The organism is Wolbachia endosymbiont (group A) of Alloplasta piceator (genome assembly GCF_964028505.1).
GTDB classification, from domain to species: domain Bacteria; phylum Pseudomonadota; class Alphaproteobacteria; order Rickettsiales; family Anaplasmataceae; genus Wolbachia; species Wolbachia pipientis.
Map to the genome: position 1 here is coordinate 148303 of NZ_OZ034793.1, position 26002 is coordinate 174304.

A 26002-nucleotide genomic window follows, 5' to 3' on the forward strand; every position below is an offset into this window, starting at 1 on the left:
ATTTTATTTCAAAAAAGATCCCTAATATCATTTGACATTCCAGTTGCCATAAGCAAAAACAACACTAAAGCACCAAAAATAGCTGCATATTTTTGACATTTCAAGCTTAAATCCCTACGTATAACCGCTTCTATGATATAATGAAATAAATGCCCACCATCTAGCAGTGGTATTGGCAGCAAGTTAATTGCAGCTAAATTAGCTGAAATGATTGCCATAAAATATAGAACCATAATAAATCCCTTTTTAGCTGATTGTCCTGAATATTTTGCGATTTTTATTGGTCCACCTATTTCATTGATACTCCTTTTACCAACAATAATGTGAAAGAGAGCTTTGATCGTTAAGCACATAGTGTGGTAAGTTTCACTTACTGATAAGCTCACAGCCCCAAGAAAAGACGACTGCTTTAATGTATTGACTGAAATAATCCCTATAGTTTGTCTTTCTATTGTGTTGCCAAAAACGTCTTTGTCCTTGATTATTAATGGAGTTAAACTGGTCCTGTGCTTCTCATTATTTCTGCTATACTCAATCTCCATTCTTGTTTTAGGATTCGACATTATCACACGTGAAATATCTTCAAAGTATTTTATTTTATGCTCATTGATTTGTGTAATAGTGTCACCTGGCAACAAACCAGCTTGCTTAGCTGCACTACCTTCGATTACATTTTCAATCACCGGTGGAGTGCGATAATAACCTGCTATGCTAAAAAATATTGTAAAAGCTATAACAGCAAATACCATGTTTGCAAAAGGCCCTGCAAAAACTACTGCTGCTTTTTTATGACGCGGTTTTGTATGAAATGAATACAATTTTTCTTCTTCCGTTAATTCTTGTTGATCAGCTGGGACACTCGCTGCATTAGTATCTCCTAGCATTTTAACATAACCACCCAATGGAACAGCGCTTAATTTCCATCTAGTTCCAGACTTATCGTTAAAACCAAAAATTTCAGGACCAAAACCTATGGAAAAAGATTCAACTTTAACTTTGCATGCTTTGGCAACAACATAATGCCCATATTCATGCACGAATACTATGACAGAAATTATTAAAGAAAATGATAAAAAATAATATATTCCATCGCTAAATTGATGGATAAGATTAGAAATTAATTCCACCTGTATATTTAGATCTTAACAAAATGTTAAGTATATTAAAATGCGCCTCGCTTGACAAGTATTTAGTTTAACTTTTAAATTAAAAAAAGTTTAATTGTAATGACAGATACCTCACTACTCAGAAGAAAATTAATATATAGAAGCTGGCATAGGGGTTGCAAAGAAACCGATATACTTTTAGGGCATTTCGCATTGAAATATCTTGATAAATTTTCCTTAAGCGAACTAATCGAATACGAAAAAATAGTTGATCTTGATGATTACGAATTATATTGTTACATAACTCGTAAGACAAACCTCCCTCCTGGCTTGAATAGTCAGATAGTCAATTTAATTGCTTGCTTTATTGAAGCTAATCCTTTATGCACTCAAGATTAGTGATAATCTTATTTACCTTATCTAGTACCTCAGTATATTCTATTCTTTTCTCGTTTCTATACTTTTCGCGCTCTTGATTTACTTCATCTAATCGCTTTGTTAATTCTAAAATTTTATCCTCAAGAATTAGTGCTGCAAGTAAGAAATTTAATGCATCCGAACCCTTACCTCCAGTTTTTTGAGATACAGAACTAACTAACTTGTCAAAACTATTAGCAAGGCGTAATAAATGATTCCCCTTCCCACTTTCGCAAGATATTTTATATGTGTTATTACGTATAACTATTTCTACTACTTGCATATGGTGCTAAAAATTTCTATCGTACAGTATAAACTCAAACCCCTACTTTCATCTTATTTATGGTATAAATTTTTATTCATTTATCAAATCAGATAATTTTTTACTGCTACGAAAATATGTTTTAAAGTATTGATTCTTTGTAAACTTCTGTAACATTAAATGGCTTGTTTCTTTCAAGTTATAACTTCTAACTGAAAAAGAACCAAACCCCCTAATTTCAACTCTATTATGATGTTTCAATGTGCTTGAAAGTATCCCAAAAAATCTATCAACTATAGCTGCTATAACAATCTTATCTAAAAAAGGATGTCTTTTTGCTACCCTCGCTATTATATCAGACTTTGTTGCCATTTATATGAAGCCAAAATAAGTAAACCTTATCACTTAGCAGATAATGCTATGTTATATTCTTCAACACCCAATACTTCAACTTCTATTTTTTCTGATATAGAGAATTTTTTATTCTCTGGTAAATGCTCTTGATCTATTAGAAGGGTTACATCGTTCTCAACTTCAACGACTAGTCCATTATCTTCTCTCTTACCTACAATAACCTGTATTTTATCACCTACCTTAACTTTCTTTATCAGTTCTTCAAGAGGATCATACTCTATTTGTTTTATTCCAAGATAAATTCTTGCCCGATTCACGTTAGCCCTTATTACTTTTGCTTCTATTTTATCACCTACATTATACTTCTTTATCTCATCTGAACCATTTTTAGACCAACTAAAATCTTTCACATATATTGTCCCTTCTACGTTCTCATCTATTTCAGAATCACCGAAAGCAACAGATACATATGAGCCGGTATTATTCTTCACTTCACCAGAAACAATAGAACCAGGAGGATATTTATTGATAAATACTTGCCAAGGGTTGTCTACACACCTTTTCATGCTTAAACTCATCCTACTCTTAGCAATGTCAATACTGAGAATTTTTACATATACTTCTTGTCCCCTTGTTACGAGACTACTAACTGGTAAATTACTCTTAACCCAAGTTATTTCTGACGAGTGCACTAAACCTTCAATTCCAGGTCTAAGCTCAACAAATAATCCATAATCTTCTATGCTTGTTACATAACCCTTATGCACACTATCAACTGGATATTTTGACTCTGCATCTTGCCAAGGGCTATCTTCTAGCTGCTTCACACCCAAGGAAATTTTACCATTTTCCTTGTCTATTTTTATAATTTTAACTTTTATAGTCTGACCACAAGTAAAAACTGCAGACGGATGACTTACCCTACTCCAAGAGATATCTGTAATATGTAACAATCCATCTATAACTCCCACTACATCTGATTCATGAATACCGACAAATACACCGTAATGAGTGATACTTTTTATTTTCCCTTCTATTATATCACCTTCATTTAAAGATTCTAAAAATTTAATTTTTTCACCAGCGTGCAATTTTTCTAACACCAGCTTTCTTGATACTACAATATTGCCCTGCTTCTTATCCATTTTAAGCACGATGAACTTTTGTTCAGTTTCAATAAGGTGCTTCGCATCTTTTACTTGCTTCAAATCCACATGACTCAGCGGTAAAAAAGCGCTTATTCCGTCACCAAGATCAACAATAAAGCCACATTTAATTGAGCGTTTAATAACTCCGCTTACTTCAGCCCTTGTAACTGTATCTTCTTCCAACTTATTCCATTTTTCGTCCCTAATTGCTTTTTCACGACTAAGAACAACATTACCATGATAATCTTCAATTCTTTCCACATAAACTCTGATTTTCGAGCCAATAATGACCTCATCATTACAACCGAGTTCCTTGATCAGAATTCTCCCGTCAGATTTTAAACCAATATCAACCACAACGTCGTTAGGGTTTATTCTTGTAATTACACCTTCTACCACATCTCCTTCTTTAATTTTGTTAACAAAAGAATCTTCAAACAAGGTATTATCTTGATCCTCAAATTGGCCTTGACATATCTCTTCTATAAATTTGTTTGATGATAGCTTTCTGATAGTAACCGGTAGATTTACGACTGGATTATTATTATTCATACCTTTAACTTAAACTTTATTAGAACTCATATATTATATAATATTAACAATTATTGACAAGTAATTTTTCATTAACTCATTTCGAGAATTGTTTAAGCTATATAAAATATAGTGAGAAAATTATATATGTATCAAGAATATGCTATTTAAGAATAGCAAGTGGATTAGATCGTTCTCCAGAAGGTCCAGGCTAAAACCTGATGTTGATGAAATATTGGAAAAATATTCTATTCAAAACAGCAAGGAATCTATAGAGAAAATTGTAAATTCACAAAAAAGAATATGGGTAGAAATAGGCTTTGGCAACGGTGAAAATATGCTTTACCAGGTGCTCAATGAACCTGATCTATTATTTATAGGATGTGAGCCCTACTTAAAGGGGGTTTCTCGCTTGCTGACAAACATAGAAATACAGAACATAAAAAATATTTTAATGTGGACAGAAGATGCAAGAGAATTGATTGCAAATTTTCCTGATAACAGTGTTGAAAGATTCTTTATTCTCTTTCCAGATCCATGGCCAAAAAGAAGTCACAATAAAAGACGATTAATTAATACGGAATTTTTAAATTTATTAGCAAAAAAAATACTTATAACAGGGGAAATATTCATTGCAACCGATCATCAGGACTATGCAGAGTGGATAGCATCACATATAAAGCAGTGTAACTCTTTAATCTATAGGGAAGACGATTTCACAAGTTATACTCTTACAAAATACCACAGAAGAGCGCTCAAAGATCAGCGTAAAGTGAGGTTCTTTAAAGTAAGTGTTATTAATAATTTGCAGACTATGGATCAATAGAGTTTTTGCATATCTCTTTTACGTTAACTATAGATTAAAAATAATAAAAAAAGAGGGAGAAATAGAGTAAATTCCTTTAACTACTTCTCCTTATGAAGGAATAGACTTCTTGCATAACCCAAACTAAGTAGAAAAAAGGTATCATCCAAGTAGCCCCTTTCTCGTCATGCCGCTGCGAATCGTCATACCGCCGCGGCGCTAACACGTAGCGGGATGATGAGGCTTATCGTCATGCCACCGCGAACCGTCATACCGTCACGGTATCTCTTAGCCGCTAACAAGTAGCGGGATGACGGTTGTCAGGTTAGCTGTTATCCCAGTTTTTGACACTGGGATGACAACGAAGGGCTACTTGGATGACAGGGAAGGATGCTGGAATGAAGGTTTTTCAAATTGTCGATAAACCTAAATCTATAATAACTATTTGCCTTTTTTCTAGGTTATGCAAGAAGTCTACTGAATAACAGTAAGATTTTTCAATCCTGTTCCACAGCAAATTTTAGTGCCATGTGAGTAGTTATGGTGCTGTTAACAATCAAAATAACAAAAATTAAGATGGTGATTAGTAGTGTATAAATATTCAAGGACAAATTTTCAAATTGAGTTAGCATTTTAAAATACACAAAGGTTGGCATTATCATTGGCAAAACAAGAATTTGCGATACTCCTGATGCTAAGTTGTTTCGACCAATCATCAATGCATTTCCAGTAGCTGAAATATTAATGATTATCAGCGTATTAAATAATAAAGACACTCCAACTGCTATTGAGTGTTCAATACTATTGCATAGAACTGCAAAGCTGAATATGGAAGAAATCACTGAAATTGGTAATCCAAATAATAGCCAGTGAGCGAAAATTTTATAAGCAACTATAAGCCTAGAAGAGAGTGGCTGTACAAAGATTTGCTCTAATATTCCATCATGATAATCAGATGTAAACAAATTATTTGTAGAGATCTGCAAAACAAATGTAGCACATATCCATGTTAATGTTAACATAACTTCTTGTTTATTGTTGTTTTTAAGTGTAAATGAAGATAAACTTAACATTATGATAAAAATACATACTATATAGGTAAAGTTCTTATCATCTATTACTAATTTTTTTACTGAGTCGATCATACTAGGCTTTTAAATGTTTATTATAAATTATAGTGTTTACTTTGAGGTAGTATAATTTTTTGTTCATAAATTATATAGGTTTTATTATTTTTTTGATAATGCAATTATGGAAAAGTTACCAAAAATAAAGTCACCAGAAGATTACACTCCTTCAGAAGATGAAGAATATATGAGCGTAAAACAACTGGAATACTTCAGCTTAAAGTTACAGTCAATACTCGCTGAGCTGGAGAAACAAGAACTAGAAGAGAATAGTATTGATACATACTATTCTGATGGAGATAGTGGAAACGAGGAATTAATCAAGCGTCGAAAAGATAGAAAAGAAAAAATTAAGGAGGCGTTAGAAAAAATAAAATTAGGCACTTATGGTTACTGCGATGGAACAGGAGAAGAAATAGGAGTCGAAAGACTTAAAGCTAATCCGCTTGCTATATATTGTATTGAAGAGCAAGAGAGAGTAGAAAAAGAAAAGAACGTGTACAACATTAACGATTAATTTACACATAAGTGGTGAGCCCATTGGACTTCAAGAGGAGCAAGAGGCGCTGAAGTATGTTATGCTATAAAGAAAGTGGAAAATTGGACATTCTCAACTTGACTCCTGCAGATTAAAAATTAAGTTGTATCCGTTCAGGCAATGGCGTCAACTTAAGGAAAAATGTCAGAGATTGTGTATAAAATTTCTCTCCAAATTTTTTATCATTAAATTATCCAAAGAGTGCAAGGGACAGCACTTTTGTTTCTGTTTTATTTCAACAAAGAAGTCTAAAATGTGTCCTTTTTAGGTGAAATATGCAAAAAGGAAAAAACCTTATTCTACAAATTAAAAATATAATATACTCGAAAACTTTTCAGAAAATCCATTGTGTTGAGTTTTACACGAACAAGAAAACTTCCTTTTTCGACAGTATTTTCTATGATTTTAAAGTTAGATGTATGGTCCCAGAGAGTGATGGTATACTATCATCATCATTTAAGGAGTCATTATGGGACAGATATTACATGGGTGCGCCAAAACAACACAGACGATTCGTAGAGCAATACAAAATAGAAAAGAGAGCATAGCAAAACTCTCCAAGCATTATAACCTTAATCCAAAAACTATTATTAAGTGGAGAAAACGTTCATTTACGAAAGATGCTGATATGGGTCCAAAGCATCCAAGATCAACTGTTTTAACGCTAGAAGAGGAAGCTATAATAGTTACATTTCGCAAGTATACACTACTGCCACTAGATGATTGCCTTTACGCTCTGCAGTCTACAATTCCGCATTTGACTCGCTCTAGCTTGCATCGTTGTTTACAAAGACACAACATTAGCAGATTACCAACTGTTGATGGAGAAGTTAAGTCAAAAAAGAAATTCAAACAATATCCTATCGGTTACTTTCATATTGATATTGCTGAAGTTAGAACTGAGGAGGGCAAATTACATTTGTTTGTTGCTATTGATAGGACATCCAAATTTACCTATGTTGAGTTGTGTAACAGTGCTACAAAACCCATAGCTGCTGAGTTCTTACGTAATTTGATTAGAATTTTACCGTATAAAATCCATACTATTTTGACAGATAACGGTATACAATTTACAAACCAGAAGCGTCATAAGTATGCTTTCCAACATATATTTGATAGAGTTTGCGAAGAGAATGTTATTGAACATCGTTTGACAAAAGTTAGCCATCCTTGGACGAATGGGCAAGTCGAGCGTATGAATAAAACTTTAAAGGATGCTACAGTTAAGAAGTATTACTATCAATCGCACCAGCAACTTAAAGAACACCTTTATAACTTTGTTATGGCTTATAATTATGCAAAGAGACTCAAAACTCTTAAGGGTCTTACTCCTTATGAATTTATATGTTATCAGTGGACACAGTCTCCAGAATTATTTATACTAAATCCACACCATCACACTCTGGGACCATACATGATATTCTTCCTTTATGTGATTCTTTGAATTTCTTCCTTGGTATCCCATGTCAGCCCACATTTTTTTAACTTTAGTATATTTTGTTCTCATATTGTTTAATGCTATTTTAATACCATCTCTATCATTTTCGTTAGCAGCGCCTACGTAACAACCTAGTATAAAACCCTGAGTGTCTGTAATTATATGCCTTTTTCTACCCTTTACTTTTTTACTTCCATCATAGCCTTTGATCCCCCCTTTTCTGTAGTCTTTACAGATTGACTATCTACTATACAGGCACTCGGCTGCTCATTCCTTCCTATTTTTCTTCTACTATATTTTGTAATTTCATAATTCATTTTCTCAAAAATTCCCTGCTTCTTCCATTGCCTGAACTGCTCATACACAGTCTTCCATAGCGGAAAATCATTTGGTAAATACCGCCATTGACACCCTGTACGCAATACATAGAAAATTGCTTCTAATATTTCTCTTTTGCTATACTTTGGCGGCCTTCCTCCTTTCTTGTATGATACTCTGAAGTGTTTTTCTATTCTTGCCCATTCCCTTTCGCTTAGATCTGTTGGATACTTTTTTCTCATCTTTACCCCGTACTAAAATTTCAGATATTATAGCCTTTTACTTGTTTCCGGACAACCTCTGAGCTTCCATTTGCTACTAAACCAAAGCCTCATACCAATTCTCATTGTTGTCCAGTCAAATAGGAAACATTGCAGAGTTGTTTAATTGTGGAGCTGGCAAGAGAAGTAATAAATTTGCACAAAGCACCCTCAAGTAGAGCAATTGTATCGTATATTTTATTGCGCAAAATGTTCTGTTTTATACATAACCAAAGCCTCTCAACAGGATTTAGCTCAGGTGAGTATGGAGGTAGGTATATAATGTCGATATTTTTAGGTACCTTTAAATTTTTTGACCTATGCCAACTAGCACAGTCCATAACGAGAAAAGCCTCTCGTGTTTCTAGATATTGCGAAATTTGCTCAAGAAATATGTTCATGCAATCAGTGTTGACATTTGGTGCAAATAAGCTAGAACTCTCTCCATTTCTAGGATTAACTGCACTATAGAGATAGAAATTTTGCCTACCTAATTTTGTTTTAACCTGTGTTCTAATCCCCTTTTTAAACCACCCATGTCCAACTTTTGAATGTGTGCCAAACCGTGATTCATCAAAGAAAAATAGCTCTTTTTCTGGATACTTGCTAATAGCTCCATTGAGATTTTTTTTTGAATTCCTCTTGTTTGCTTTTATCTTGTCCATTATGAACTGGTCTTGGTGTAATATATGAGAATTTCATCTTTTGCATATGGCGGTGTACTGTAGATTTGCTGATATTTAATCCGAACTTTTCCTGGATTCTTATTCTCATTTCTTTAATGGTGATATTAGGATTTTCTTCTATCCACTCTTCAATTTGCTGTAGTTGAGCCTGATTTAATTTAGTTTTTCTACGACGTTGTGAAGGAGCAAACAGTTTTTCTTCTCTGCCAATTTTCAAGAGTTTTACCCACGAAGTTAGTGCGCTTCTTGAAATGCAATATATTTTTGCTACAGCCGTTATACTGTACTTTTTTGCTGCAATTACAGCATTTAGTTTTTTTGAAACATATGCATTATTCCTTACTTTCTTCAGCATTTCTTTTGCTGATTCTACTACTTTTTCATCCAATAATTTTGATCTTAATGCCATTTAAACCTCGCTATTTTACTTACTTCAGTATGGCTTTTCTTCCATCATTGTCCATCTGTTTGCCCTGTAATGGGAATTGGTATCAGTATTTTCCTCAAAGGAATCGAATTATATCTGGTCTATCGCTGGGTGTTGCAGTGATTGAAGCATCGAAACGTTCTGGCTCTCTAATAACAGCAGATTTTGCTTTAAATCAAGGGAGAGAGGTGTTTGCAGTTTCTGGTTTCCCTTTAGATTCACGCTGTAGTGGTAGTAATTATTTAATTAAAAACGGTGCTAAGCTTATCGAATCCGCTGATGACATAATAGAGAGTATTAGGTTTAGTTTACCTCCGCAGCAAAAAAACCTATTTGATGTTGAGCACCATTTTGTTAACCAAAAACAAGAAAAATTACAACAGGCAAAATCTGTTATAGTTGATCATATTAACTCTGTACCTGTTGATATAGATGAACTTATATTAGCAAGCGGACTTTCTACCAACATAGCTCTAATGGCTCTTTTGGAACTAGAGTTGGAAAACAAAATAGAGCGTTCACCGGGGAATAAAATATCGTTAATTTTCTAGATTACTTTAGCTATACTAGATGCTCGTACAGACATATGCTTGACACTGGAATGATGCCATTTGTTATAGGATTCTTAGTTGCTGATTTTAGAATTGATAAGAGAAAACTTTTTTTCAACTTGTTGTATAATTTTATAAAAGTGATCGAAATCTAAGCTTGCACTGCCAATTAAAACTCCTGATAAATTTGAAATATTTAACAAATTTTCTATATTTTCTGAACTGACTGAACCACCATATATAATGTGTTTTTTACTAGTACACAATTTTATTACCTCTATCACCTCAGCAATTGCATCATTATTTGGCACATGACCTGTGCCTATTGCCCATATTGGCTCATATGCTACGGTATATTCACCGTGTATTGGCAAGCGGTTTTTGCATTGATATTCTATTACTTCTTTCTTATAATCTTCTGAATTTTCACCCACACAGATAATTGGGTGTAAGCCTGATTCTATTGCTATTTCCGACTTAAGTTTTATTTCACTATCTTTTTCATTAGCCCTTTCAGAATGCCCAAGTATTACGTAAGTACACCCTAGTTCTTTTAACATTTCTGCACTAATTTCACCTGTGTAAGAACCGAACTTTTTATGATGGCAATTCTGTGCTCCTATATTAATATTATTGTTCAACTCTATACTGCTTGGAAATGACGTAAAAGGAGGGCAAATCACTAGCTTAGAGGTAATTTCGTTGCTCTTGTTGTTAAGTTTGCCTATAAAGTCAACAAATGAAGAACGCATTCCATTCATTTTCCAATTTGCTACTATTAAAAAGGACATCAACTTTACTTATATGGGCGAGAGTGCCGGCTGTCGGACTTGAACTGACAACCTACTGATTACAAGTCAGTTGCTCTACCAATTGAGCTAAGCCGGCGTTAAACACATTAATAATATACAATTATCAATGAATTTTCGTCAACTAATTTTTATAAAATACTGTATAATGAAAATAATATGAGAAAATTTTTACTGAAGCCAAAAAAGAGTCTAGGACAAAATTTTATTTTATCGAGTGAGATAACAAAAAAAATAGTCGCTTTAGCTGGTAGTCTGGAAAATTTTAATGTCATTGAAATTGGTCCTGGATATGGTGCATTAACAAGAGAAATATTGGTGCATAATCCAAAGTCTCTACTTTCTATAGAAAAAGATAGAGATTTAGTAAAACACCATGATCAACTGCTAAATGAGCATCAAGGAAAGTATAAAATTATAGAAGCAGATGCACTGCACGTTATAGAAGAAGAGCTGATAGAACGTCCAGTTAAAGTTATTGCTAACTTGCCTTACAATATCTCGGTAGTGTTATTTTTAAAGTGGTTAAATAATATAAAATTTTTTACGAACTTGACATTAATGTTTCAAAAAGAGGTAGCAGATCGCATTACGGCAAGACCCAATTCTAAAGATTATGGTTCCTTATCAGTGCTAAGCCAGTTACTATGTGAGATAAAAAAGGAATTTGATATTGAACCTAAAGAGTTTTTTCCAAGACCAAAAATACATTCTTCAGTAATTACAGTAAATCCTTTGCCTATCCCAAAATTTGCAGTAAATTTGGAAACCTTAACAAGATTAACACGTGCTGTTTTTTCTCAAAGAAGAAAGATGCTGAGAAATAGCTTGCAAAATATAACGAACCACGCTGAAACTGTCCTTGAAAACGCTAAATTGAGTGGAAATGAACGTCCAGAAAACTTAACTATTGAGCAGTTCTGTTTGCTGGCAAATAATGTAGAATGCTTATTGTGCAATAAAATATATTAGCAGCTATATATTCTGGTATCTCTTCTATCCCCTAAAAACAGTGAGAGCTATACGACAGAGCCACACCGGCTTCTATAGCTCCGCTTCTGTCATCCTATGGCTTACTGTACGAACATTGCAATATGGCACATAGTAAACGATGTCATTCCAGTCTGGAATCCAGCTTTTTCATAATCATTAAAACGTTGTATTTTAACATAAAACGGCTACTTTTATACTTAATAAAATTCCTGGATCCCAGTGTCTGGGCACTGGGATGACATCATAGGGACACTGGAATGACATCATAGGAGGCTTGGATGACACCTTAACGATTTGAAGAACCGTCATCCCGCTGCTTGTTAGCGGGATCTAGAGATACCGCGAATGAATCGTGGTATGACGTAGGGAAACCTTTCTTGGGTTAGCTATAGAATGCTTATTCTGCAATAAAATGTATTAGCAACCATATAGCTTTTCTATCTCCTAAAAACAGTTAGAGCTATACAATTAAAGGCTCCTAGCTAATTTTGCCTATTGCAATTTAATTAATTGGCGTATAAGCTTTAAATAAAGCCTATGAAAAAAATGGAAGCTTGTTATTCGTTTGACGATATACTTCTTTTGCCAGCCTATTCTAATATATTGCCTTGCGATGCAGATACAAAAACTTATTTAACAAATAGTATAGAACTAAATATCCCTCTCATATCCTCTGCAATGGATACTGTTACTGAATCGGGCTTTGCAATAGCTATTGCCCAACATGGAGGGATAGGTTGCATACATAAGAATTTATCAATAGATGAACAAGTTTTAGAAGTAAGAAGGGTGAAAAAATATGAAAGTTGGATCGTGTATAACCCAATTACGATTTCACCGGATAAAACAGTTGCGGAAGCAATTTCATTAATGAGAGAGCACAATTATTCTGGCATTCCTGTAGTCGATCAACGCAAGTTAGTTGGAATTTTAACTAACCGAGATGTGAGATTTATTGAAGACCAGAACATGAATGTAAAAGTTTCCGAAGTGATGACAAAAGATAAGTTAGTGACAGTGCGGGAGCAGGGAGTGAATAGTGCCTCAGCAATGAAATTGTTGCATGAAAATAGAATAGAAAAGCTTTTGGTCGTAGATGAAAATTCTTGTTGTATAGGTTTAATTACGGTTAAAGACATTGAAAAATACAATAGATACCCAAATTCATGTAAAGACAGTAAAGGGCGTCTCAGAGTTGCCGCTGCAATTGGCACTGGTAAAAAAGATGGTATAGACAGATGTGAAGCTTTGATCGGAGAAGAAGTTGATGTAGTTGTTGTGGATACTGCTCACGGTCATTCCGAAAACGTTATCAATACCATTAGGGAAATAAAAAAGATGTATCCTAATACGCAATTAATTGGCGGAAACATTGCAACAAAGGAGGCTGCTGAAGCGTTGATTGATGCGGGTGTTGATGCAGTGAAGGTCGGAATAGGACCAGGATCAATCTGTACAACCAGAATAGTTACAGGTGTTGGTGTGCCACAATTCTCTGCAATCAAGAATGTTGCAGAGGCGTGTAGAGCAAGAAACGTCAGACTAATTGCTGATGGTGGGGTAAAATACTCAGGAGATGTTGCAAAAGCTATTGCAGCTGGTGCTGACTCTGTGATGATTGGTTCGATTTTTGCTGGCACTGACGAAAGCCCAGGTGAGATTATTATGTATAAGGGCAGAGCATATAAAGGCTATCGAGGAATGGGATCTATTAGTGCAATGAAACGAGGTTCAGCTAGCCGTTATTTTCAAGATAAAGATTCAAAACTCAAATTAGTTCCACAAGGAGTGGAAGGAAGAGTTCCATTCAAAGGTCCAGCTTCAGGAGTAATCCATCAATTGATTGGCGGATTGCAAGCTGCAATGGGGTATACTGGTAATAGGAATATAGAAGAGATGAAAAAAAATTGTAAATTTGTTACTATTACTGCATCAGGATTAAGAGAGAGTCACGCTCATGATATAGTCATTACACAAGAAGCTCCAAATTATGCTTATCAAGCGTCCAATTTGTCAACCGATTCGGAGTAGTCCAGAAAAAGTAGAGAGAAAGTTAAGACGTTTTTGGAGTAAAATAAAACGTTTTTTCAAAATATGACAAATAGAAGAGAATATACAGCAGAATTCAAATTAGAAGCTGTTAAGCTGGTTAAAGAAACAGGTCAAGCAAGTACAAAAATAGCAAAAGATCTAGGTATAGATGGCAGTATGTTAAGTAAGAAAATATGATGGAAAAATGTCTGGAGCATACGCATTTCCAGGCAAAGGCTCCTTATGACAAAGAAAGATTTGATCTAAAAAAAGAGCTAATAAGAGAAAGAGACATCTTAAAAAAAGCCCTGGGCAAAGAAAAAGAGTAAAGTATTCTTTTATATAGAAATTGCTATAAAACACAGGAACTATGTAGGGTTTTGTACTGGTGGTATGGGTTGCTAAGGAAAAAAGCAGTAAAGAATTAGCAAAAGAAGGGCTTCTAGCAGATATTCAAAAAATACATCAAGCATTCTAAATGCAGATATGGAGCCCCTAAAATTCACGCTGAATTAAAAGCTTCAGGCAAAAATTAAAACAGTACAAAGTGTTATGCAAGAAAATGGCATTAAAACCAAGCTTAGACGAAGGTTCAAAAATAAAAAACAGCAAATAAGCAACCGAGTTGTGGCTCCTAACACATTGGATCAAAATTTTACTACTGATCAGCCAAATAAAGTTTGGGATTACCTACATAAAAACTAAAGAAGGTTGTTGGCGGCAATAATTGACCTATATTCACGCATGGTGGTTAATGAGTAACATGATAATTAGTTATAGATTCTTTATTGATGGCCGTTGATAAACGCAAACCCGATAAAAATCTGCTGTTACATAGCGATCAAGGGTCACAGTATACCTCTCAAAATTACCAATTTCTATTGAATACAAAAAACATCATTTCCAGCATGAGCCATAAGGGCTGTTGTTACGATAACTCTGTTGCAGAAAAGTTCACTTAAAAGGGAGCTGCTTATTGATACTTCTCGCTCAACAAACCAGAACTGCCATATTTGAATACATAGAAATCTTTTATAACAAATAACGTAGACATTCTACTATTAACTATTGCATTCCTGCACAATTTATTCTCATGATAAAAACGTCTTAACTTTCTCTCTACTTTTTCTGGGTAAGGTCAAATAGAGAATTTTACAAAAATCTATTTTTAACTTACAATCAATTATTACAATTTTAAACCTACAACTTATGTACAACAGACTTATAGTCAAATCTTTTTCAGTATTATGCATCTGTTTATTTGCTTTATACATAACACTGCCAAATTTCTTTGATAATAAGCTTTTTATTTCGAAAAAAAGAATAAACTTAGGCCTTGACCTGAAAGGAGGGGCATCTTTGCTTTTAAACATAGACTTAGACTTCTATTTTAAGGAAAAGCTAAGCATGCTAGCTAACGAAATAAAAGAGACATTGCTAACAAAAGATATTGAATCTAACGTACAAAATAGCGTTATAACTTTAAATAATATTGATGATTATAAAAAAGCATCTGTGTTGATTAATGCGATAAATCCAAATTTAGAGCTAAATAGAAAAGATTCTTCAATTCTCATTTCGTATAAACCCCATTATAAAAATTCTTTGATCAGTGAAGTAGCTGCAGAATCAATAAACAATGTCCAGCGCCGTTTGGACAAACTTGGCACAAAGGAAGTCAGCGTTCAAAAACAAGGGCAGAATAAAATATTAGTGCAGGTGCCTGGAGTAGAAGATACCAAGCAGATAAAATCTCTGCTTGGCAAAACTGCTAAGCTAGCTTTTCATTTGGCAAACACTAACATAGCCAAGGTGCAGGATATAGACCATGAAACCACTGTCATGCTCAAGGATTCTTTAGGTAATTCTTATCCAATATTCCGCAAAACTGAAATAGGTGGTGATTCGCTGGTTAACGCATCAGTTAGATTTGGTCACTTAGGTAAACCAACAGTGCATTTTAAATTTGACAGCATAGCGAGTAAAAGATTCGCAAAAATCACTAAAGAAAATGTGGGAAAACCTTTTGCAATTGTTCTGGATAACACAGTCTTAACAGTACCTACAATACGTGAGCCAATTTTAAATGGAGAGGGAGAAATTAGCGGTAATTTCACTGAAAAACAAGCAAGCGAACTTGCAATACTTTTAAAATCTGGAGCACTGCCAGCACCACTTAAAATAATTGAAGAAAAAAACATTGGCCCAAGTCTTGGAGAAGAGTCAATAAAGGCAGGGGAAATGGCAGCAACAATCTCTATTATAGCCGTGGCTTTATTTATAATCATCACTTACGGCAAATTAGGTGTATTGGCCTCTGTTGCACTTTTTTCTAATGTAGTTCTTATATTATCAATTCTCACTCTGCTTGAAGCAACTCTAACTTTACCTGGAATTGCCGGTATTGCACTCACTGTCGGTATGGCGGTGGATGCAAATGTTTTAATATTTGAGCGAATTCGTGAGGAAATCAAATCTGGCAAGAGAGTGGAACGTGCTATTGAAGAAGGGTTTAAAAACGCTATAAAGACAATACTGGATTCAAATATCACTACATTAATTGCTGCAGGAATAATGTTCATTATTGGCAGTGGAGCAATAAGAGGCTTTTCTGTCACTCTATCAATAGGAATTTTATGTTCGATGTTTTCTGCAATCACAGTCACAAAACTCCTGATAGAGTTGTGTATGAACCCGAAGGAACTAGCGCTTTGAATTAAGGATTTAGATCTCAGTCAACCACCTTCATTCCCACAACGTTATATCCTGAATCAACGTGCAAAATTTCTCCAGTAGTGCCACTACTTAAGTCGCTTAATAAGTATAACGCTGCCTTGCCAACATCCTCTATTGTAACATTGCGTCTGAGCGGAGAGTTATTTCTATTCCATTCTGATATGGAGTGAAAATCGCTTATTCCAGAAGATGCTAAAGTTCTGATTGGACCAGCGGAAATTGCATTTACTCTGATATTTTGTGGCCCGAGATCACATGCTATATATTTTACACTTGCTTCAAGTGCCGCTTTACATAAACCCATAACGTTATAATTTGGCATAACTTTTTCAGCGCCATAATAAGATAAAGTAAGTAAACTACCACCATTTGACATCATTTTTTCAGCCCTTTGCGCTAAAGCAGTAAAAGAATAGCACGATATATGCATTGCATTGAGGAAGTTATCCAGTGAAGTATTGACATATTTACCATCTAACTCATTTTTATCGGAGAATGCTATTGCATGCACCAAAAAGTCAAGAGTACCCCATTTTTTCTCTATTATTTCGAAAGCGTTATCTATGATTTTTTCATTTGAAACGTCGCAGTGTAATATTAGCTCCACATTTAGTTCATCTGCTATTGGTGATAGTTTTTCTTTTATTATTTCATTCTGGTAGGTGATTGCAAGTTCTGCTCCGTGCTCTGAGAGAGTTTTTGCTATACCGTATGCTATTGATCTCTTATTTATTATTCCGGTTATTAATCCCTTTTTGCCTTGTAATAGACTTGTCGTCATAGAACTATCTGTTTTTTTATAATTTGGAATATTAACTAGGTAAAGTCAAGATATCACTATGTTTTAAAATATTTTTTGCAGTAACTTGAAGTCTATAAACAGTAATCTTGATTCTTCTACAACAAAGCCATCCCGTATGACATTTTGTCTATACCTAATTAAGCATATCAATAAGTAAGTAAATCTTAATATAATCTTATTATACTTATAAATACGCTGTATAGAATGAAAGTATGGATGATTTCATAACTGCAAGAAGAAAAGATGATGCTGTGGTATCTGTTTGTCAGGATAATAAGAAAAAAAACGTGTTAATTTTAGGGCTCAATCAAGTTGCAAGGGATTTGTTAAAATATGAAGAGGAGAATTTGCTTAATAAGCCATTAATTAATATCTTAAGCACAAGAGCAGCTGACAACGTGAAGAATTATTTAGAGTATACCGAAAATGGGCACGATTTACTTGATATATTACCTAAAGTGATAGATTTTTCCTTAACTGATGCTAAAGGAGAAGATATCAGGACAAAAGTAAAAGTTTTCCGCACTGCACAATTTGCCAGTAATAAAATAAATTATGAGCTGTTAATACGTGATATCAGTTTGTCCCATAAATTAGGAATCTTTAGAGATGAATATCTAATGGGTAAAAAATATAAAAACCATGACTTATTCGATATACCGGGCAATGAGTCCACTATTCTAGAGTTATACGTTATATTGAATTTCGCCTTTCAACATCAAATTAATGCAGCTATAGGAATAATTGGCTTAAATAGTAGCTGTAGCGAGACAAATGATGCACTGAAAGTTGTCATAGAACATTTTTATAAAAATTGCCGTAGTGATGATTTTCTAGGGTATATTGATGAGAATAAAGTGCTTTTTGTTTTGATTAACTGCGATGTAAAAAGTACATCTAAAATAATTAATCGTATACATTCTGCCATTAATAAGCAGTTATTAATGCAAAAATTACCAAGTGTATCAATAATTTATGGGAATATAGCTCAAAAACAGGCAGCAAAATCTACCAGCGGTGCCTTCTGAAAAGTTGTTTTTTATTTATATTGAGTTTAAACTTAAATTTTTATAAAGATTTAAGTTTATTTATGAAGTTAAAATACTACCTGGTAGCACTGCTTTCATCATTGTTTTTGCAGAATAGTGCTAGCTCTAAAACAATTTTGGATAAGGAAATATTTTATGCAGAACTAGACGGAAAAATAGATTTGAGATTCGGCTACGCCTTCAACAGAGATTCTTTCAATGCTAAGCCTAAGGATAAAACTTCAAGTTATTCATACTTGCGCTTTCTTTATTTACAGCAAGTTTATCCAAATACTCAAATGGGGGTTAATGTTAAGGCAGGGGTTTCTGGTATTGCAAACCTAAAAGCGTTAGACATAGAAAAGTTAGACATGGAGGAATGGTATTTTATCATAAAAAACCAGGAACTTGGATCAATTGAATATGGTAAAAGAAGTTTAGTTGGTCAGAGCATGTTAATTAACACTTCAAAAATTTATGCAGCTGCTGGAGGAGTAAATGGTCATTGGACAAACTATGCAAATTTGCGCGGTGATCATAAAAAAGATGGTGACCCTGGATATGATCGAGACAAGGTGTTCTGGGTCAAGCCCAATATTTATAGCGATTATAATGAACTCGAACTAGGGTTAAAACAATCATCAATTAACTACATCTCCCCTGAAATCTATAACTTTCAACTCGGATTCAGTTATGTTCCAGGAAAAAATAACTTACAGTACAGCAATTTAATTGCTGCTGGCCTTTCCTATAAAAACAGCTTGTCAGATGATATAGGTTTTACTACTGCCTTAACTGGTGAATTTGCAAGAGAAAATTTAACTGATTGCTCAGATGGGACTTCTAAAAATTATGAATGCCGCAATCAATTACTACACTGGAATTTTGGTTTGAAGCTAAAATTGTTCGATCTTGATTACATTTTTTCGTATGGTAATGGTGGTAAATCTGGTGAGAAGCGTAATCCTGAAACAAATAATACGTATTATATGAATGCAGGTATCGCTTACCGTTCTGATTCTTACAAATCGAGCTTAACATATTTTAGTAGTGGTAGGGATATTGCAGGCGAAGGTACAAACGAGTTAACATCATATGCTTTAAGTCTTGAAAATTCTCTTTTTTTAGGTACTTCATACTATTTCGATATTGTAAAGTTTAGTACAAAAGAGCCTAAAATAGAAAATAACAACTCTGGTTATGTGTTCTTGGCTGGACTGAAATTAAGTTTTTAATATTGCCTCCTTCCAACACTCTTTTCTGTCATCCAAGGTAACCGTTCACAGATTTCCACTTAATTTTTCAATCTCACTCATGGAGAGGCCAGTAAACTGACCTTACCCAGAAAAAGTGGAGAGAAAGAAAAGAGTTTTTTTGGGTAAAATAGAATTTTGGAGGATTAGAAATGGTAAGAGAATATACGGCAGAATTCAAATTGGAAGCTGTTAAGAGGTTGTCCGGAAACAAGTAAAAGGCTATAATATCTGAAATTTTAGTACGGGGTAAAGATGAGAAAAAAGTATCCAACAGATCTAAGCGAAAGGGAATGGGCAAGAATAGAAAAACACTTCAGAGTATCATACAAGAAAGGAGGAAGGCCGCCAAAGTATAGCAAAAGAGAAATATTAGAAGCAATTTTCTATGTATTGCGTACAGGGTGTCAATGGCGGTATTTACCAAATGATTTTCCGCTATGGAAGACTGTGTATGAGCAGTTCAGGCAATGGAAGAAGCAGGGAATTTTTGAGAAAATGAATTATGAAATTACAAAATATAGTAGAAGAAAAATAGGAAGGAATGAGCAGCCGAGTGCCTGTATAGTAGATAGTCAATCTGTAAAGACTACAGAAAAGGGGGGATCAAAGGCTATGATGGAAGTAAAAAAGTAAAGGGTAGAAAAAGGCATATAATTACAGACACTCAGGGTTTTATACTAGGTTGTTACGTAGGCGCTGCTAACGAAAATGATAGAGATGGTATTAAAATAGCATTAAACAATATGAGAACAAAATATACTAAAGTTAAAAAAATGTGGGCTGACATGGGATACCAAGGAAGAAATTCAAAGAATCACATAAAGGAAGAATATGACATAGATATTGAAATTGTTACAAGGCCTCCATGTAGATTTTGGGTGCACAAAGATACGCCACCTGAGCTACTACCAACAAGAGAACAAGGGTTTAAAGTACAGCCAAGAAGATGGGTTGTAGAAAGGACTTTTGCTTGGGTTAATAGGAATAGAAGGCTATCGAAGGAGTATGATTTACTCACAACATCCACTGAGAATTTCATATACCTAGCTATGAGTAGGGTTATGTTAAAGAGGGAATATGCTTGAATTTACTAGTTTCCGGACAACCTCTTACTATAATTTCTTTTTTGCAAGCGAAAAATAAAATCTACTTCCAAATCATAATGCTGCTGAATGAATTTTACTGAAGACGATCATAGATAAATAATAATTTCTCTTGATTTAATAAACGCATTTGAGTGATAACTTCGGGTAATTGCTCTGCCGCCAACGTTTGTTCACCTATATTCCAAGCTGCAAGACGAGCACTACAAATCAGCGAAGTACACAAATCAACAAACAAATTGCCAATGGTGCCTGTTGTTCCATTTGGTTCAAACTCGGATACAATTTCCCCAGAGCTGGGTAATCTCATACCAGAACCATCTGCTGCAATAAGTCTATAGCCTCTCCAACTCAGGTTCATCCTGATAGGCTGTTTGGATGCTTAAATTCTTGAAAGCCTGTATGGCAAATCTTATACCTTGCTTTAGAAAAAGCTTGCTTTGAGGGTACATGTCAATGGCTCCATAAGTTCACATTCTATTCCCAAACTTTTTTTAACTAACTTTAAAATCATAGAAAATACTGTCGAAAAAGGAAGTTTTCTTGTTCGTGTAAAACTCAACACAATGGATTTTCTGAAAAGTTTTCGAGTATATTGCATTTTTAATTTGTAAGATAAGATCTTTTCCTTTTTGCATGCCTCACCTAAAAAAGACACATTTTAAACTTTTTTGTTGCAATAAAATAGAAACAAAAGTGCTGTCCCTTGCACTCTTTGGATAATTTAATGATAAAAAATTTAGAGAGAAATTTTATACACAATCTCTGACATTTTTCCTTAAGTTGACGCCATTGTGTGAACGGTTACGGTTTCCCGTCTTCACCATGCTATATAGAAAAAAGTCTGGATTCCAATTTGCATGACAATATGGAGTATCTGCTTCTTTCATCCCAGTGGGATCTTTTATTCCATTTTATCAACAGTTTGTTTTGCAGTATCAAACAATTTTAATCCTATAATCCCGAATGTAACTAAAATAAAGCATATTACTTCGAATAAATTAACTGGTTCATCAAATAGGTAAACTCCAAGTATCGAAGCTCCTATAGCGCCCACTCCAGTCCAAATTGCATAGCATACTCCGATAGGTATAGAACGTGTAGCGAGCGAAAGTAAATATGTACTAAGAGCCATGGAGAGTATGCTAATTATTGATGGTACGAGATGAGTAAATCCATAACTATGCTTAAGTGTTATGACCCAGAACACTTCAATTAGTGACGATAAGAGTAAATATATCCAATTCATGCATAAATTTTTAGGTTTAAATAGAGAGCTTTAGCCCTATGGTTCCTATTACAATTAAAACGATACATAAAACTTGATATAAATTAATATTCTCTGTGAAAGTGGTTGCACCAATTATAGTTATTCCAATTGTGCATATTCCAGAGGAAACTGCATAGCATACTCTAATAGGTAGAAAGCATGCTGCAAGAGATAAAAAATAAATGCTAATGATCATAATTACCAATGTTGCAATCGAAGGCACAACTTTAGTAAAACTGTTACTAAACTTTAGTGTTACAGCCCACAGTATCTCTAGGATACTAGACAGCAACAAATATAACCAGCACATTTTCGTAACACTTCAATCTTGTATTGTAACAGAAATTGTTAGTTAAAACTACACTAAAGTGCAATAGATCTCTCTTTCGAAATTGCTTTAATATCAAACTTAAAACAACATCCTAAAAAACTTTTCTACGAAATTCAATTCCTGCACGTCATTTGCTGCATAAAGTGGTGTAGTTTGTTGCTCAATACCTGGTATTTCTACAAAAACTTCGCCCACTTCTTGACCTTTTTTAATGGGTGCAGGTATCATATCTTTATATTCAATACGCACCTTAATTTGGTCATGCAATTTGCGGTTGTAAGTTATGGTAACATCGTTTGCAACTGTAATAGGCACTTTTTTATCTTTTCCATAGAGAACATTTACTTCCTCAACTACGCTATCCTTAGCGAATATTTTCTTGGTGTTAAAATGATTTAAGGAGTATTGTATCAGTCTTTTTGCTTCTTCTATTCGCTCTTTCTCAGTGTTTAAGCCATTTACGACAGCAAAAATTCTCCTATCATTTCGTTTTGCAGATGCTACAATGCCGTAACCACCAGCATTTGTATAACCGGTTTTTAAACCGTCAACCCCAATGTCGTGAAAAAGTAGAAGATTTTTATTCTTTTGTACAATTTCATTATATGTCAAATATTGTTCAGAAAATAAATCATAATATTCAGGAAAATCGGTGAAAATCCTTTTTGCCAGCATTACCAAGTCTTTTGCGTTCATAAAATGATCTTCATCTGGCCACCCGCTTGAGTTGACAAAATGACTGTCATTCAGATTCAAATTTTGTGCAACTTCATTCATTTCAGCCACAAAATTCTCTTCTGATCCTGCAATGCCCTCGGCTAGTGTTATGCAGGCATCATTGCCTGAGACTATTGTAATTCCTTCAAGTAATTCCCTCACCGTAACGGATTGACCTTCTTTCAAAAACATAGAAGAGCCTCTCCTTTCCCACGCTTTTCTACTTACTCGAAATTTATCCTCCATGTGTATTATTCCAGCTTTTAGATAATCGAAGGCTATATATAAAGTCATTAGCTTGCTCATTGAAGATGGGGCCATTTTTTCATCAGAATTATGGTCAAAAATGAATGAGTCTGAAGCTAAATCTAAGACTACTGCTTGCTTTGCTTTGGTTCTAAACTGGTATGAGTATGAAGAAAAAGGAAGTATAAAAACTAATAGCAAAATTACCAATCTGCTTAACATATCTATAATTTTAAATTTACAGTGCACTAATTAATAGTATAATTTTACAGGGGCATTTCAATAGATCTCTTGCATAAAAATTCCTTGACAAACCTCGCCAGCCCCCTTATCATGAAACTGAAGCTATTTATTTATCTTCTCTGTACAGATTAAATGACAAAAAAACTCACGTGTCTGGCGTCCCATGTTTAATTTTTTGCACTATGTGCACCTTATGTCTTTATAAAACTTCTAGGTTTTTACCTAATATAAGCTAAAATGCGCTTATAAAGCATTTAAAACATAAAAAAACGCCAACTTAAAAAATGGATAGTGAATAACTAGCTACCCTAGGGTTTCTTTTGCCTTTTTTTCTGTTTAGTAAATTTCTTAAACATTTATGACTAAAGGTTAGTTGCATTAAAAAGCAGCTAAATCGCGGTTATTAAGCGTTTAGAATAAAAAAACGCCATACTTGAAAGTATAATGTAAGTAATTAGCCAACCACGGGGCTTCTTTTGCCTTTTTTTCGTTTGGTAAATTTCTTAAATATTTATAGCTAAACGACAACCGTCATCCCGCTACGTGTTAGCGGGATCTATGCCAAGAGATACCGTGAATGAATCGCGGTATGACGTAGGATTGCTGTCATTCCGCTGCTTGTTAACGGCTCAATACCGCGAATGAATCGCGGTATGACGGTTAAGTATCCCGCTGCTTGGATGACAGCAGATCACCTCTTCACAAAGATTTTATCAGTAATACGCATATCAATAATACTCCAATCGCTGAAAGTAAAATCAGTTGTATTTTGCAAGTGGTTTAAATATTCCCATGCACTATAAGGGTTATCTTCAGGCAGTTTTACTGTGGAATCGTTATCAAGTATGATATTCCATCTTCTATTCCCTATATAAGCAAAAGAAGAAATGTGGTCACTTAATTGAGTTTTACTCTCTAACACATCTCTAACAAATTCTAGGTTTGATAACGAGTTTTGTCCTGTAATTACAACAAGATCATCTACTGGATAGTTATCTACGATCACTTTGCCTTCGAAATCAATTACCGAGGTTTTGTTATTATCTTTCCAGAGAGCAAACGGTTTATGCTCATCTATATTAATGCGTAGAGTATTGGGCAAAATTCTGTGAACTCTTACGTGTTTTATCCACCTGCTTACGGATTGTATGTTACCGGCAAGTTTTGAAAGTGATATATACAGGATAGGTTGCGTTCTATCTGTCAAACTTAGAATATCCTTTTTGTTTGTAAATTTATTGCCGCTCACGACTACTTCGTCGATTGAAAATCCACTACTGAGTAATAAACTAGATAGGCAGTCATTATACCAAGTAAAGTAGTAATTAAATCGATTTATTATTTTATCAAGTGAGCTGTAAAGTATTAGCGTAAGAAAAAGTGCTGTGATAATAACCAAGGCACACTTACGCAAAAAACTCCTTTGGCTTCTAGTAATACTGCTCAACATGACTTAAATCCCTAATATTTTTGTGCTGCAAACTATCTTCAATAATAATTTTAACTAATTCATTAAAATTGATTCCTTTTGCCAATTTTGCAATTTCTGGCACTAACGATAACTCAGTAAAGCCAGGATGTGTATTAATCTCAAGCATTTTTAAAGTGTTATTCTTGGGATTATAACGAAAGTCTGAGCGGGAAATAGTTTTGCATCCTAAAAATTGATGAACTTTCAGTGCGTGTTCCAAGGTCATTTTATATATATTGTCAGGAATTTCAGCAGGAAATATATGTTCTGCAAATCCATCTGTATACTTTGCTTCATAATCATAGAATTTATTTTTTGGTCGTATTTCCATAGTGCCAATTGCTTCATCCAGCAATACAGCAGTATGTAACTCTATGCCCGGTATGTATTCTTCTACGATCATCAAATCTTTTGTCATAGAAGTAGCTCCTTCCTTGTCATCCAAGTAGCCAGATACTGTTTTTTTTTCCTGGTCACGCGCTGGAATGACATCAAATTTCAGTTTTAAATAATCCTCATGTGAGGAAACAATATGTACTCCGATGCTAGAGCCTTCATTAATTGGTTTTAAGACGTACGGATAATCAATTTTAATATTATTTTTTAGTAGATCTTCTCGGCTAATTACATAACCTTTTGGAGTATCAATACTAAGGGACCAAAATATATGCTTTGACATTGCCTTGTTCATAGCAACAGCAGAAGCCATAACTCCTGAGTGTGTATATTTTATACCTAAGATTTCCAATAAACCTTGAATGCAGCCATCTTCACCATAAGGTCCATGCAGAGCGATAAAAGCAAGGCCCGGATTAATTTTTTTAAGCTTTTCAGCAATGTTGCTGTCAACATCTATTTCTATTGCATTATATGAAAGGCTATCAAGTGCCTTCTTTACTGCTCTTCCACTCATAAGTGATATTTCTCTCTCACAAGAAAATCCACCACTTAAAATTGCTATAGTTGGAACCATGGGCACTCTTAGAAGAACCTTATTA

Annotated in this window: 27 protein-coding genes, 1 tRNA gene and 4 pseudogenes; 16 read left to right on the forward strand and 16 right to left on the reverse strand. The window is 34.3% G+C overall.

Features of this window, described 5'->3' with window-relative positions; genetic code table 11:
- Positions 1-8: 8 nt before the first annotated feature.
- The gene (rseP, locus tag ABWU31_RS00780) at positions 9-1127 is read right to left on the reverse strand and encodes an RIP metalloprotease RseP (RefSeq protein WP_353271253.1); all 1119 of its coding nucleotides are present in this window, start codon (positions 1125-1127) and stop codon (positions 9-11) included.
- 99 nt (positions 1128-1226) lie between these two features.
- Here rseP and ABWU31_RS00785 point away from each other — a divergent pair, with 99 nt between their 5' ends.
- Positions 1227-1505 (forward strand): succinate dehydrogenase assembly factor 2, encoded by a 279-nt coding sequence (locus ABWU31_RS00785; RefSeq protein ID WP_006279484.1) that lies wholly within the window; start codon positions 1227-1229, stop codon positions 1503-1505.
- Here ABWU31_RS00785 and ABWU31_RS00790 read toward each other — a convergent pair.
- The 3 genes from ABWU31_RS00790 to ABWU31_RS00800 form a co-directional block, all read right to left on the reverse strand.
- Positions 1480-1806, reverse strand: coding sequence for a cell division protein ZapA (locus ABWU31_RS00790; RefSeq protein ID WP_010082086.1), 327 nt, complete (start codon positions 1804-1806; stop codon positions 1480-1482). The genes ABWU31_RS00785 and ABWU31_RS00790 overlap by 26 nt on opposite strands.
- A 72-nt stretch (positions 1807-1878) precedes the next feature.
- A complete protein-coding gene (locus ABWU31_RS00795; protein ID WP_010963035.1) occupies positions 1879-2157 on the reverse strand; it encodes an HU family DNA-binding protein in 279 nt (92 codons plus the stop codon).
- A 29-nt stretch (positions 2158-2186) separates the two neighbouring features.
- Positions 2187-3839 (reverse strand): 30S ribosomal protein S1, encoded by a 1653-nt coding sequence (locus tag ABWU31_RS00800; protein ID WP_353271254.1) that lies wholly within the window; start codon positions 3837-3839, stop codon positions 2187-2189.
- Positions 3840-3978: 139 nt separating this feature from the next.
- Between ABWU31_RS00800 and trmB the strand changes: the two genes are divergently transcribed.
- A complete protein-coding gene (gene trmB, locus ABWU31_RS00805) occupies positions 3979-4644 on the forward strand; it encodes a tRNA (guanosine(46)-N7)-methyltransferase TrmB (protein WP_012673367.1) in 666 nt (221 codons plus the stop codon).
- Between the two features lie 476 nt (positions 4645-5120).
- Here trmB and ABWU31_RS00810 read toward each other — a convergent pair whose 3' ends face one another.
- Positions 5121-5768: a heme exporter protein CcmB gene (locus ABWU31_RS00810; protein ID WP_077188200.1), complete on the reverse strand. Its 648-nt coding sequence runs from the start codon at positions 5766-5768 to the stop codon at positions 5121-5123.
- Between the two features lie 106 nt (positions 5769-5874).
- On the opposite strand from ABWU31_RS00810, the gene ABWU31_RS00815 reads away from it, so the two are divergent.
- The 3 genes and pseudogenes from ABWU31_RS00815 to ABWU31_RS00825 all read left to right on the forward strand — a co-directional run bounded on the left by ABWU31_RS00815 (position 5875) and on the right by ABWU31_RS00825 (position 7732).
- Positions 5875-6267: a TraR/DksA family transcriptional regulator gene (locus ABWU31_RS00815; RefSeq protein WP_064124828.1), complete on the forward strand. Its 393-nt coding sequence runs from the start codon at positions 5875-5877 to the stop codon at positions 6265-6267.
- Positions 6268-6563: 296 nt separating this feature from the next.
- A pseudogene (locus tag ABWU31_RS00820) lies at positions 6564-6702 on the forward strand (IS4 family transposase); the annotation flags it as partial.
- Positions 6703-6757: 55 nt separating this feature from the next.
- Positions 6758-7732 carry an IS481 family transposase gene (locus tag ABWU31_RS00825; RefSeq protein ID WP_353271255.1) on the forward strand — a complete coding sequence of 325 codons (975 nt, stop codon included), beginning with the start codon at positions 6758-6760 and terminating at the stop codon, positions 7730-7732.
- Here ABWU31_RS00825 and ABWU31_RS00830 read toward each other — a convergent pair.
- Both ABWU31_RS00830 and ABWU31_RS00835 read right to left on the reverse strand, forming a co-directional pair.
- Positions 7700-8286 (reverse strand): annotated as a pseudogene (locus tag ABWU31_RS00830) (IS5 family transposase); the annotation flags it as partial. The gene ABWU31_RS00825 and the pseudogene ABWU31_RS00830 sit on opposite strands and share 33 nt — an antisense overlap.
- Before the next feature lie 101 nt (positions 8287-8387).
- A protein-coding gene (locus ABWU31_RS00835) for an IS630 family transposase (protein ID WP_353271077.1) occupies positions 8388-9399 on the reverse strand; the annotation gives its coding sequence in 2 pieces (ribosomal slippage) (positions 8388-8936 and positions 8938-9399; 1011 coding nt in all).
- Between the two features lie 83 nt (positions 9400-9482).
- Between ABWU31_RS00835 and ABWU31_RS00840 the strand changes: the two are divergent.
- Positions 9483-9968 (forward strand): annotated as a pseudogene (locus tag ABWU31_RS00840) (DNA-processing protein DprA); the annotation flags it as partial.
- A 74-nt stretch (positions 9969-10042) separates the two neighbouring features.
- Here the strand turns inward: ABWU31_RS00840 and ABWU31_RS00845 are convergent.
- Both ABWU31_RS00845 and ABWU31_RS00850 read right to left on the reverse strand, forming a co-directional pair.
- Positions 10043-10759 carry a triosephosphate isomerase gene (locus tag ABWU31_RS00845; RefSeq protein ID WP_006279748.1) on the reverse strand — a complete coding sequence of 239 codons (717 nt, stop codon included), beginning with the start codon at positions 10757-10759 and terminating at the stop codon, positions 10043-10045.
- 24 nt (positions 10760-10783) lie between these two features.
- A tRNA-Thr gene (locus ABWU31_RS00850) sits at positions 10784-10856 on the reverse strand.
- A gap of 80 nt (positions 10857-10936) precedes the next feature.
- On the opposite strand from ABWU31_RS00850, the gene rsmA reads away from it, so the two are divergent.
- From rsmA to secD, 7 genes are all read left to right on the forward strand, one after another.
- Entirely contained in the window at positions 10937-11749 is an 813-nt protein-coding gene (gene rsmA, locus ABWU31_RS00855) for a 16S rRNA (adenine(1518)-N(6)/adenine(1519)-N(6))-dimethyltransferase RsmA (RefSeq protein ID WP_338482700.1), read from the forward strand.
- A 558-nt stretch (positions 11750-12307) separates the two neighbouring features.
- A complete protein-coding gene (gene guaB / locus ABWU31_RS00860) occupies positions 12308-13801 on the forward strand; it encodes an IMP dehydrogenase (protein ID WP_006279746.1) in 1494 nt (497 codons plus the stop codon).
- 63 nt (positions 13802-13864) lie between these two features.
- A complete protein-coding gene (locus tag ABWU31_RS00865) occupies positions 13865-13999 on the forward strand; it encodes an IS3 family transposase (protein WP_007548354.1) in 135 nt (44 codons plus the stop codon).
- On the forward strand, positions 13996-14130 hold the full coding sequence (locus tag ABWU31_RS00870; RefSeq protein WP_007548509.1) for a hypothetical protein: 135 nt from the start codon (positions 13996-13998) through the stop codon (positions 14128-14130). Before ABWU31_RS00865 ends, ABWU31_RS00870 begins: the two co-directional genes overlap by 4 nt.
- Positions 14131-14353: 223 nt before the next feature.
- Positions 14354-14506, forward strand: coding sequence for a transposase (locus ABWU31_RS00875; protein WP_007548649.1), 153 nt, complete (start codon positions 14354-14356; stop codon positions 14504-14506).
- An 86-nt stretch (positions 14507-14592) separates the two neighbouring features.
- Complete coding sequence (locus tag ABWU31_RS00880) at positions 14593-14763, forward strand: DDE-type integrase/transposase/recombinase (RefSeq protein ID WP_080717647.1); 171 nt, start codon at positions 14593-14595, stop codon at positions 14761-14763.
- Between the two features lie 247 nt (positions 14764-15010).
- Positions 15011-16516 (forward strand): protein translocase subunit SecD, encoded by a 1506-nt coding sequence (gene secD, locus ABWU31_RS00885; RefSeq protein WP_006279745.1) that lies wholly within the window; start codon positions 15011-15013, stop codon positions 16514-16516.
- Between the two features lie 16 nt (positions 16517-16532).
- Here secD and ABWU31_RS00890 read toward each other — a convergent pair whose 3' ends face one another.
- Positions 16533-17318, reverse strand: a complete 786-nt coding sequence (locus tag ABWU31_RS00890; RefSeq protein ID WP_006280349.1) for an enoyl-ACP reductase — start codon at positions 17316-17318, stop codon at positions 16533-16535.
- Positions 17319-17551: 233 nt separating this feature from the next.
- Between ABWU31_RS00890 and ABWU31_RS00895 the strand changes: the two genes are divergently transcribed.
- From ABWU31_RS00895 to ABWU31_RS00905, 3 genes are all read left to right on the forward strand, one after another.
- Positions 17552-18367, forward strand: a complete 816-nt coding sequence (locus ABWU31_RS00895) for a PAS domain-containing protein (RefSeq protein ID WP_077188505.1) — start codon at positions 17552-17554, stop codon at positions 18365-18367.
- 62 nt (positions 18368-18429) lie between these two features.
- Complete coding sequence (locus tag ABWU31_RS00900) at positions 18430-19602, forward strand: porin (protein WP_353271402.1); 1173 nt, start codon at positions 18430-18432, stop codon at positions 19600-19602.
- A 273-nt stretch (positions 19603-19875) separates the two neighbouring features.
- Positions 19876-20708, forward strand: a protein-coding gene (locus ABWU31_RS00905) for an IS5-like element ISWpi1 family transposase (protein ID WP_353271062.1) whose coding sequence is annotated in 2 segments (ribosomal slippage) — positions 19876-20245 and positions 20245-20708 — 834 coding nt in all. Because the reading frame shifts where the segments join, the coding sequence is not laid out codon by codon here.
- Positions 20709-20731: 23 nt separating this feature from the next.
- Here ABWU31_RS00905 and ABWU31_RS00910 read toward each other — a convergent pair.
- From ABWU31_RS00910 to ABWU31_RS00935, 6 genes and pseudogenes are all read right to left on the reverse strand, one after another.
- Positions 20732-21364, reverse strand: a pseudogene (locus tag ABWU31_RS00910) (IS4 family transposase); the annotation flags it as partial.
- Positions 21365-21630: 266 nt separating this feature from the next.
- A complete protein-coding gene (locus ABWU31_RS00915; protein ID WP_006279756.1) occupies positions 21631-21975 on the reverse strand; it encodes a DMT family transporter in 345 nt (114 codons plus the stop codon).
- A 16-nt stretch (positions 21976-21991) separates the two neighbouring features.
- Positions 21992-22306, reverse strand: coding sequence for a DMT family transporter (locus tag ABWU31_RS00920; RefSeq protein WP_006279755.1), 315 nt, complete (start codon positions 22304-22306; stop codon positions 21992-21994).
- 99 nt (positions 22307-22405) lie between these two features.
- The gene (locus ABWU31_RS00925) at positions 22406-23512 is read right to left on the reverse strand and encodes a D-alanyl-D-alanine carboxypeptidase family protein (RefSeq protein WP_006279754.1); all 1107 of its coding nucleotides are present in this window, start codon (positions 23510-23512) and stop codon (positions 22406-22408) included.
- Between the two features lie 712 nt (positions 23513-24224).
- The gene (locus tag ABWU31_RS00930) at positions 24225-24983 is read right to left on the reverse strand and encodes a cell division protein FtsQ/DivIB (protein WP_006279753.1); all 759 of its coding nucleotides are present in this window, start codon (positions 24981-24983) and stop codon (positions 24225-24227) included.
- Positions 24964-25983, reverse strand: coding sequence for a D-alanine--D-alanine ligase (locus tag ABWU31_RS00935; protein WP_049973618.1), 1020 nt, complete (start codon positions 25981-25983; stop codon positions 24964-24966). The genes ABWU31_RS00930 and ABWU31_RS00935 overlap by 20 nt, the downstream gene beginning before the upstream one ends.
- Between the last annotated feature and the right edge of the window lie 19 nt (positions 25984-26002).

Excerpts from the sequence above, each read along its gene's own strand:
- ABWU31_RS00785 (WP_006279484.1), top strand. The coding sequence starts at position 1,227 with ATGACAGATACCTCACTACTCAGAAGAAAATTAATATATAGAAGCTGG.
- ABWU31_RS00790 (WP_010082086.1), bottom strand. The coding sequence starts at position 1,806 with ATGCAAGTAGTAGAAATAGTTATACGTAATAACACATATAAAATATCT.
- ABWU31_RS00795 (WP_010963035.1), bottom strand. The coding sequence starts at position 2,157 with ATGGCAACAAAGTCTGATATAATAGCGAGGGTAGCAAAAAGACATCCT.
- ABWU31_RS00800 (WP_353271254.1), bottom strand. The coding sequence starts at position 3,839 with ATGAATAATAATAATCCAGTCGTAAATCTACCGGTTACTATCAGAAAG.
- trmB (WP_012673367.1), top strand. The coding sequence starts at position 3,979 with ATGCTATTTAAGAATAGCAAGTGGATTAGATCGTTCTCCAGAAGGTCC.
- ABWU31_RS00810 (WP_077188200.1), bottom strand. The coding sequence starts at position 5,768 with ATGATCGACTCAGTAAAAAAATTAGTAATAGATGATAAGAACTTTACC.
- ABWU31_RS00815 (WP_064124828.1), top strand. The coding sequence starts at position 5,875 with ATGGAAAAGTTACCAAAAATAAAGTCACCAGAAGATTACACTCCTTCA.
- ABWU31_RS00825 (WP_353271255.1), top strand. The coding sequence starts at position 6,758 with ATGGGACAGATATTACATGGGTGCGCCAAAACAACACAGACGATTCGT.
- ABWU31_RS00845 (WP_006279748.1), bottom strand. The coding sequence starts at position 10,759 with ATGTCCTTTTTAATAGTAGCAAATTGGAAAATGAATGGAATGCGTTCT.
- rsmA (WP_338482700.1), top strand. The coding sequence starts at position 10,937 with ATGAGAAAATTTTTACTGAAGCCAAAAAAGAGTCTAGGACAAAATTTT.
- guaB (WP_006279746.1), top strand. The coding sequence starts at position 12,308 with ATGAAAAAAATGGAAGCTTGTTATTCGTTTGACGATATACTTCTTTTG.
- ABWU31_RS00865 (WP_007548354.1), top strand. The coding sequence starts at position 13,865 with ATGACAAATAGAAGAGAATATACAGCAGAATTCAAATTAGAAGCTGTT.
- ABWU31_RS00870 (WP_007548509.1), top strand. The coding sequence starts at position 13,996 with ATGATGGAAAAATGTCTGGAGCATACGCATTTCCAGGCAAAGGCTCCT.
- ABWU31_RS00875 (WP_007548649.1), top strand. The coding sequence starts at position 14,354 with ATGCAAGAAAATGGCATTAAAACCAAGCTTAGACGAAGGTTCAAAAAT.
- ABWU31_RS00880 (WP_080717647.1), top strand. The coding sequence starts at position 14,593 with ATGGCCGTTGATAAACGCAAACCCGATAAAAATCTGCTGTTACATAGC.
- secD (WP_006279745.1), top strand. The coding sequence starts at position 15,011 with ATGTACAACAGACTTATAGTCAAATCTTTTTCAGTATTATGCATCTGT.
- ABWU31_RS00890 (WP_006280349.1), bottom strand. The coding sequence starts at position 17,318 with ATGACGACAAGTCTATTACAAGGCAAAAAGGGATTAATAACCGGAATA.
- ABWU31_RS00895 (WP_077188505.1), top strand. The coding sequence starts at position 17,552 with ATGGATGATTTCATAACTGCAAGAAGAAAAGATGATGCTGTGGTATCT.
- ABWU31_RS00900 (WP_353271402.1), top strand. The coding sequence starts at position 18,430 with ATGAAGTTAAAATACTACCTGGTAGCACTGCTTTCATCATTGTTTTTG.
- ABWU31_RS00915 (WP_006279756.1), bottom strand. The coding sequence starts at position 21,975 with ATGAATTGGATATATTTACTCTTATCGTCACTAATTGAAGTGTTCTGG.
- ABWU31_RS00920 (WP_006279755.1), bottom strand. The coding sequence starts at position 22,306 with ATGTGCTGGTTATATTTGTTGCTGTCTAGTATCCTAGAGATACTGTGG.
- ABWU31_RS00925 (WP_006279754.1), bottom strand. The coding sequence starts at position 23,512 with ATGTTAAGCAGATTGGTAATTTTGCTATTAGTTTTTATACTTCCTTTT.
- ABWU31_RS00930 (WP_006279753.1), bottom strand. The coding sequence starts at position 24,983 with ATGTTGAGCAGTATTACTAGAAGCCAAAGGAGTTTTTTGCGTAAGTGT.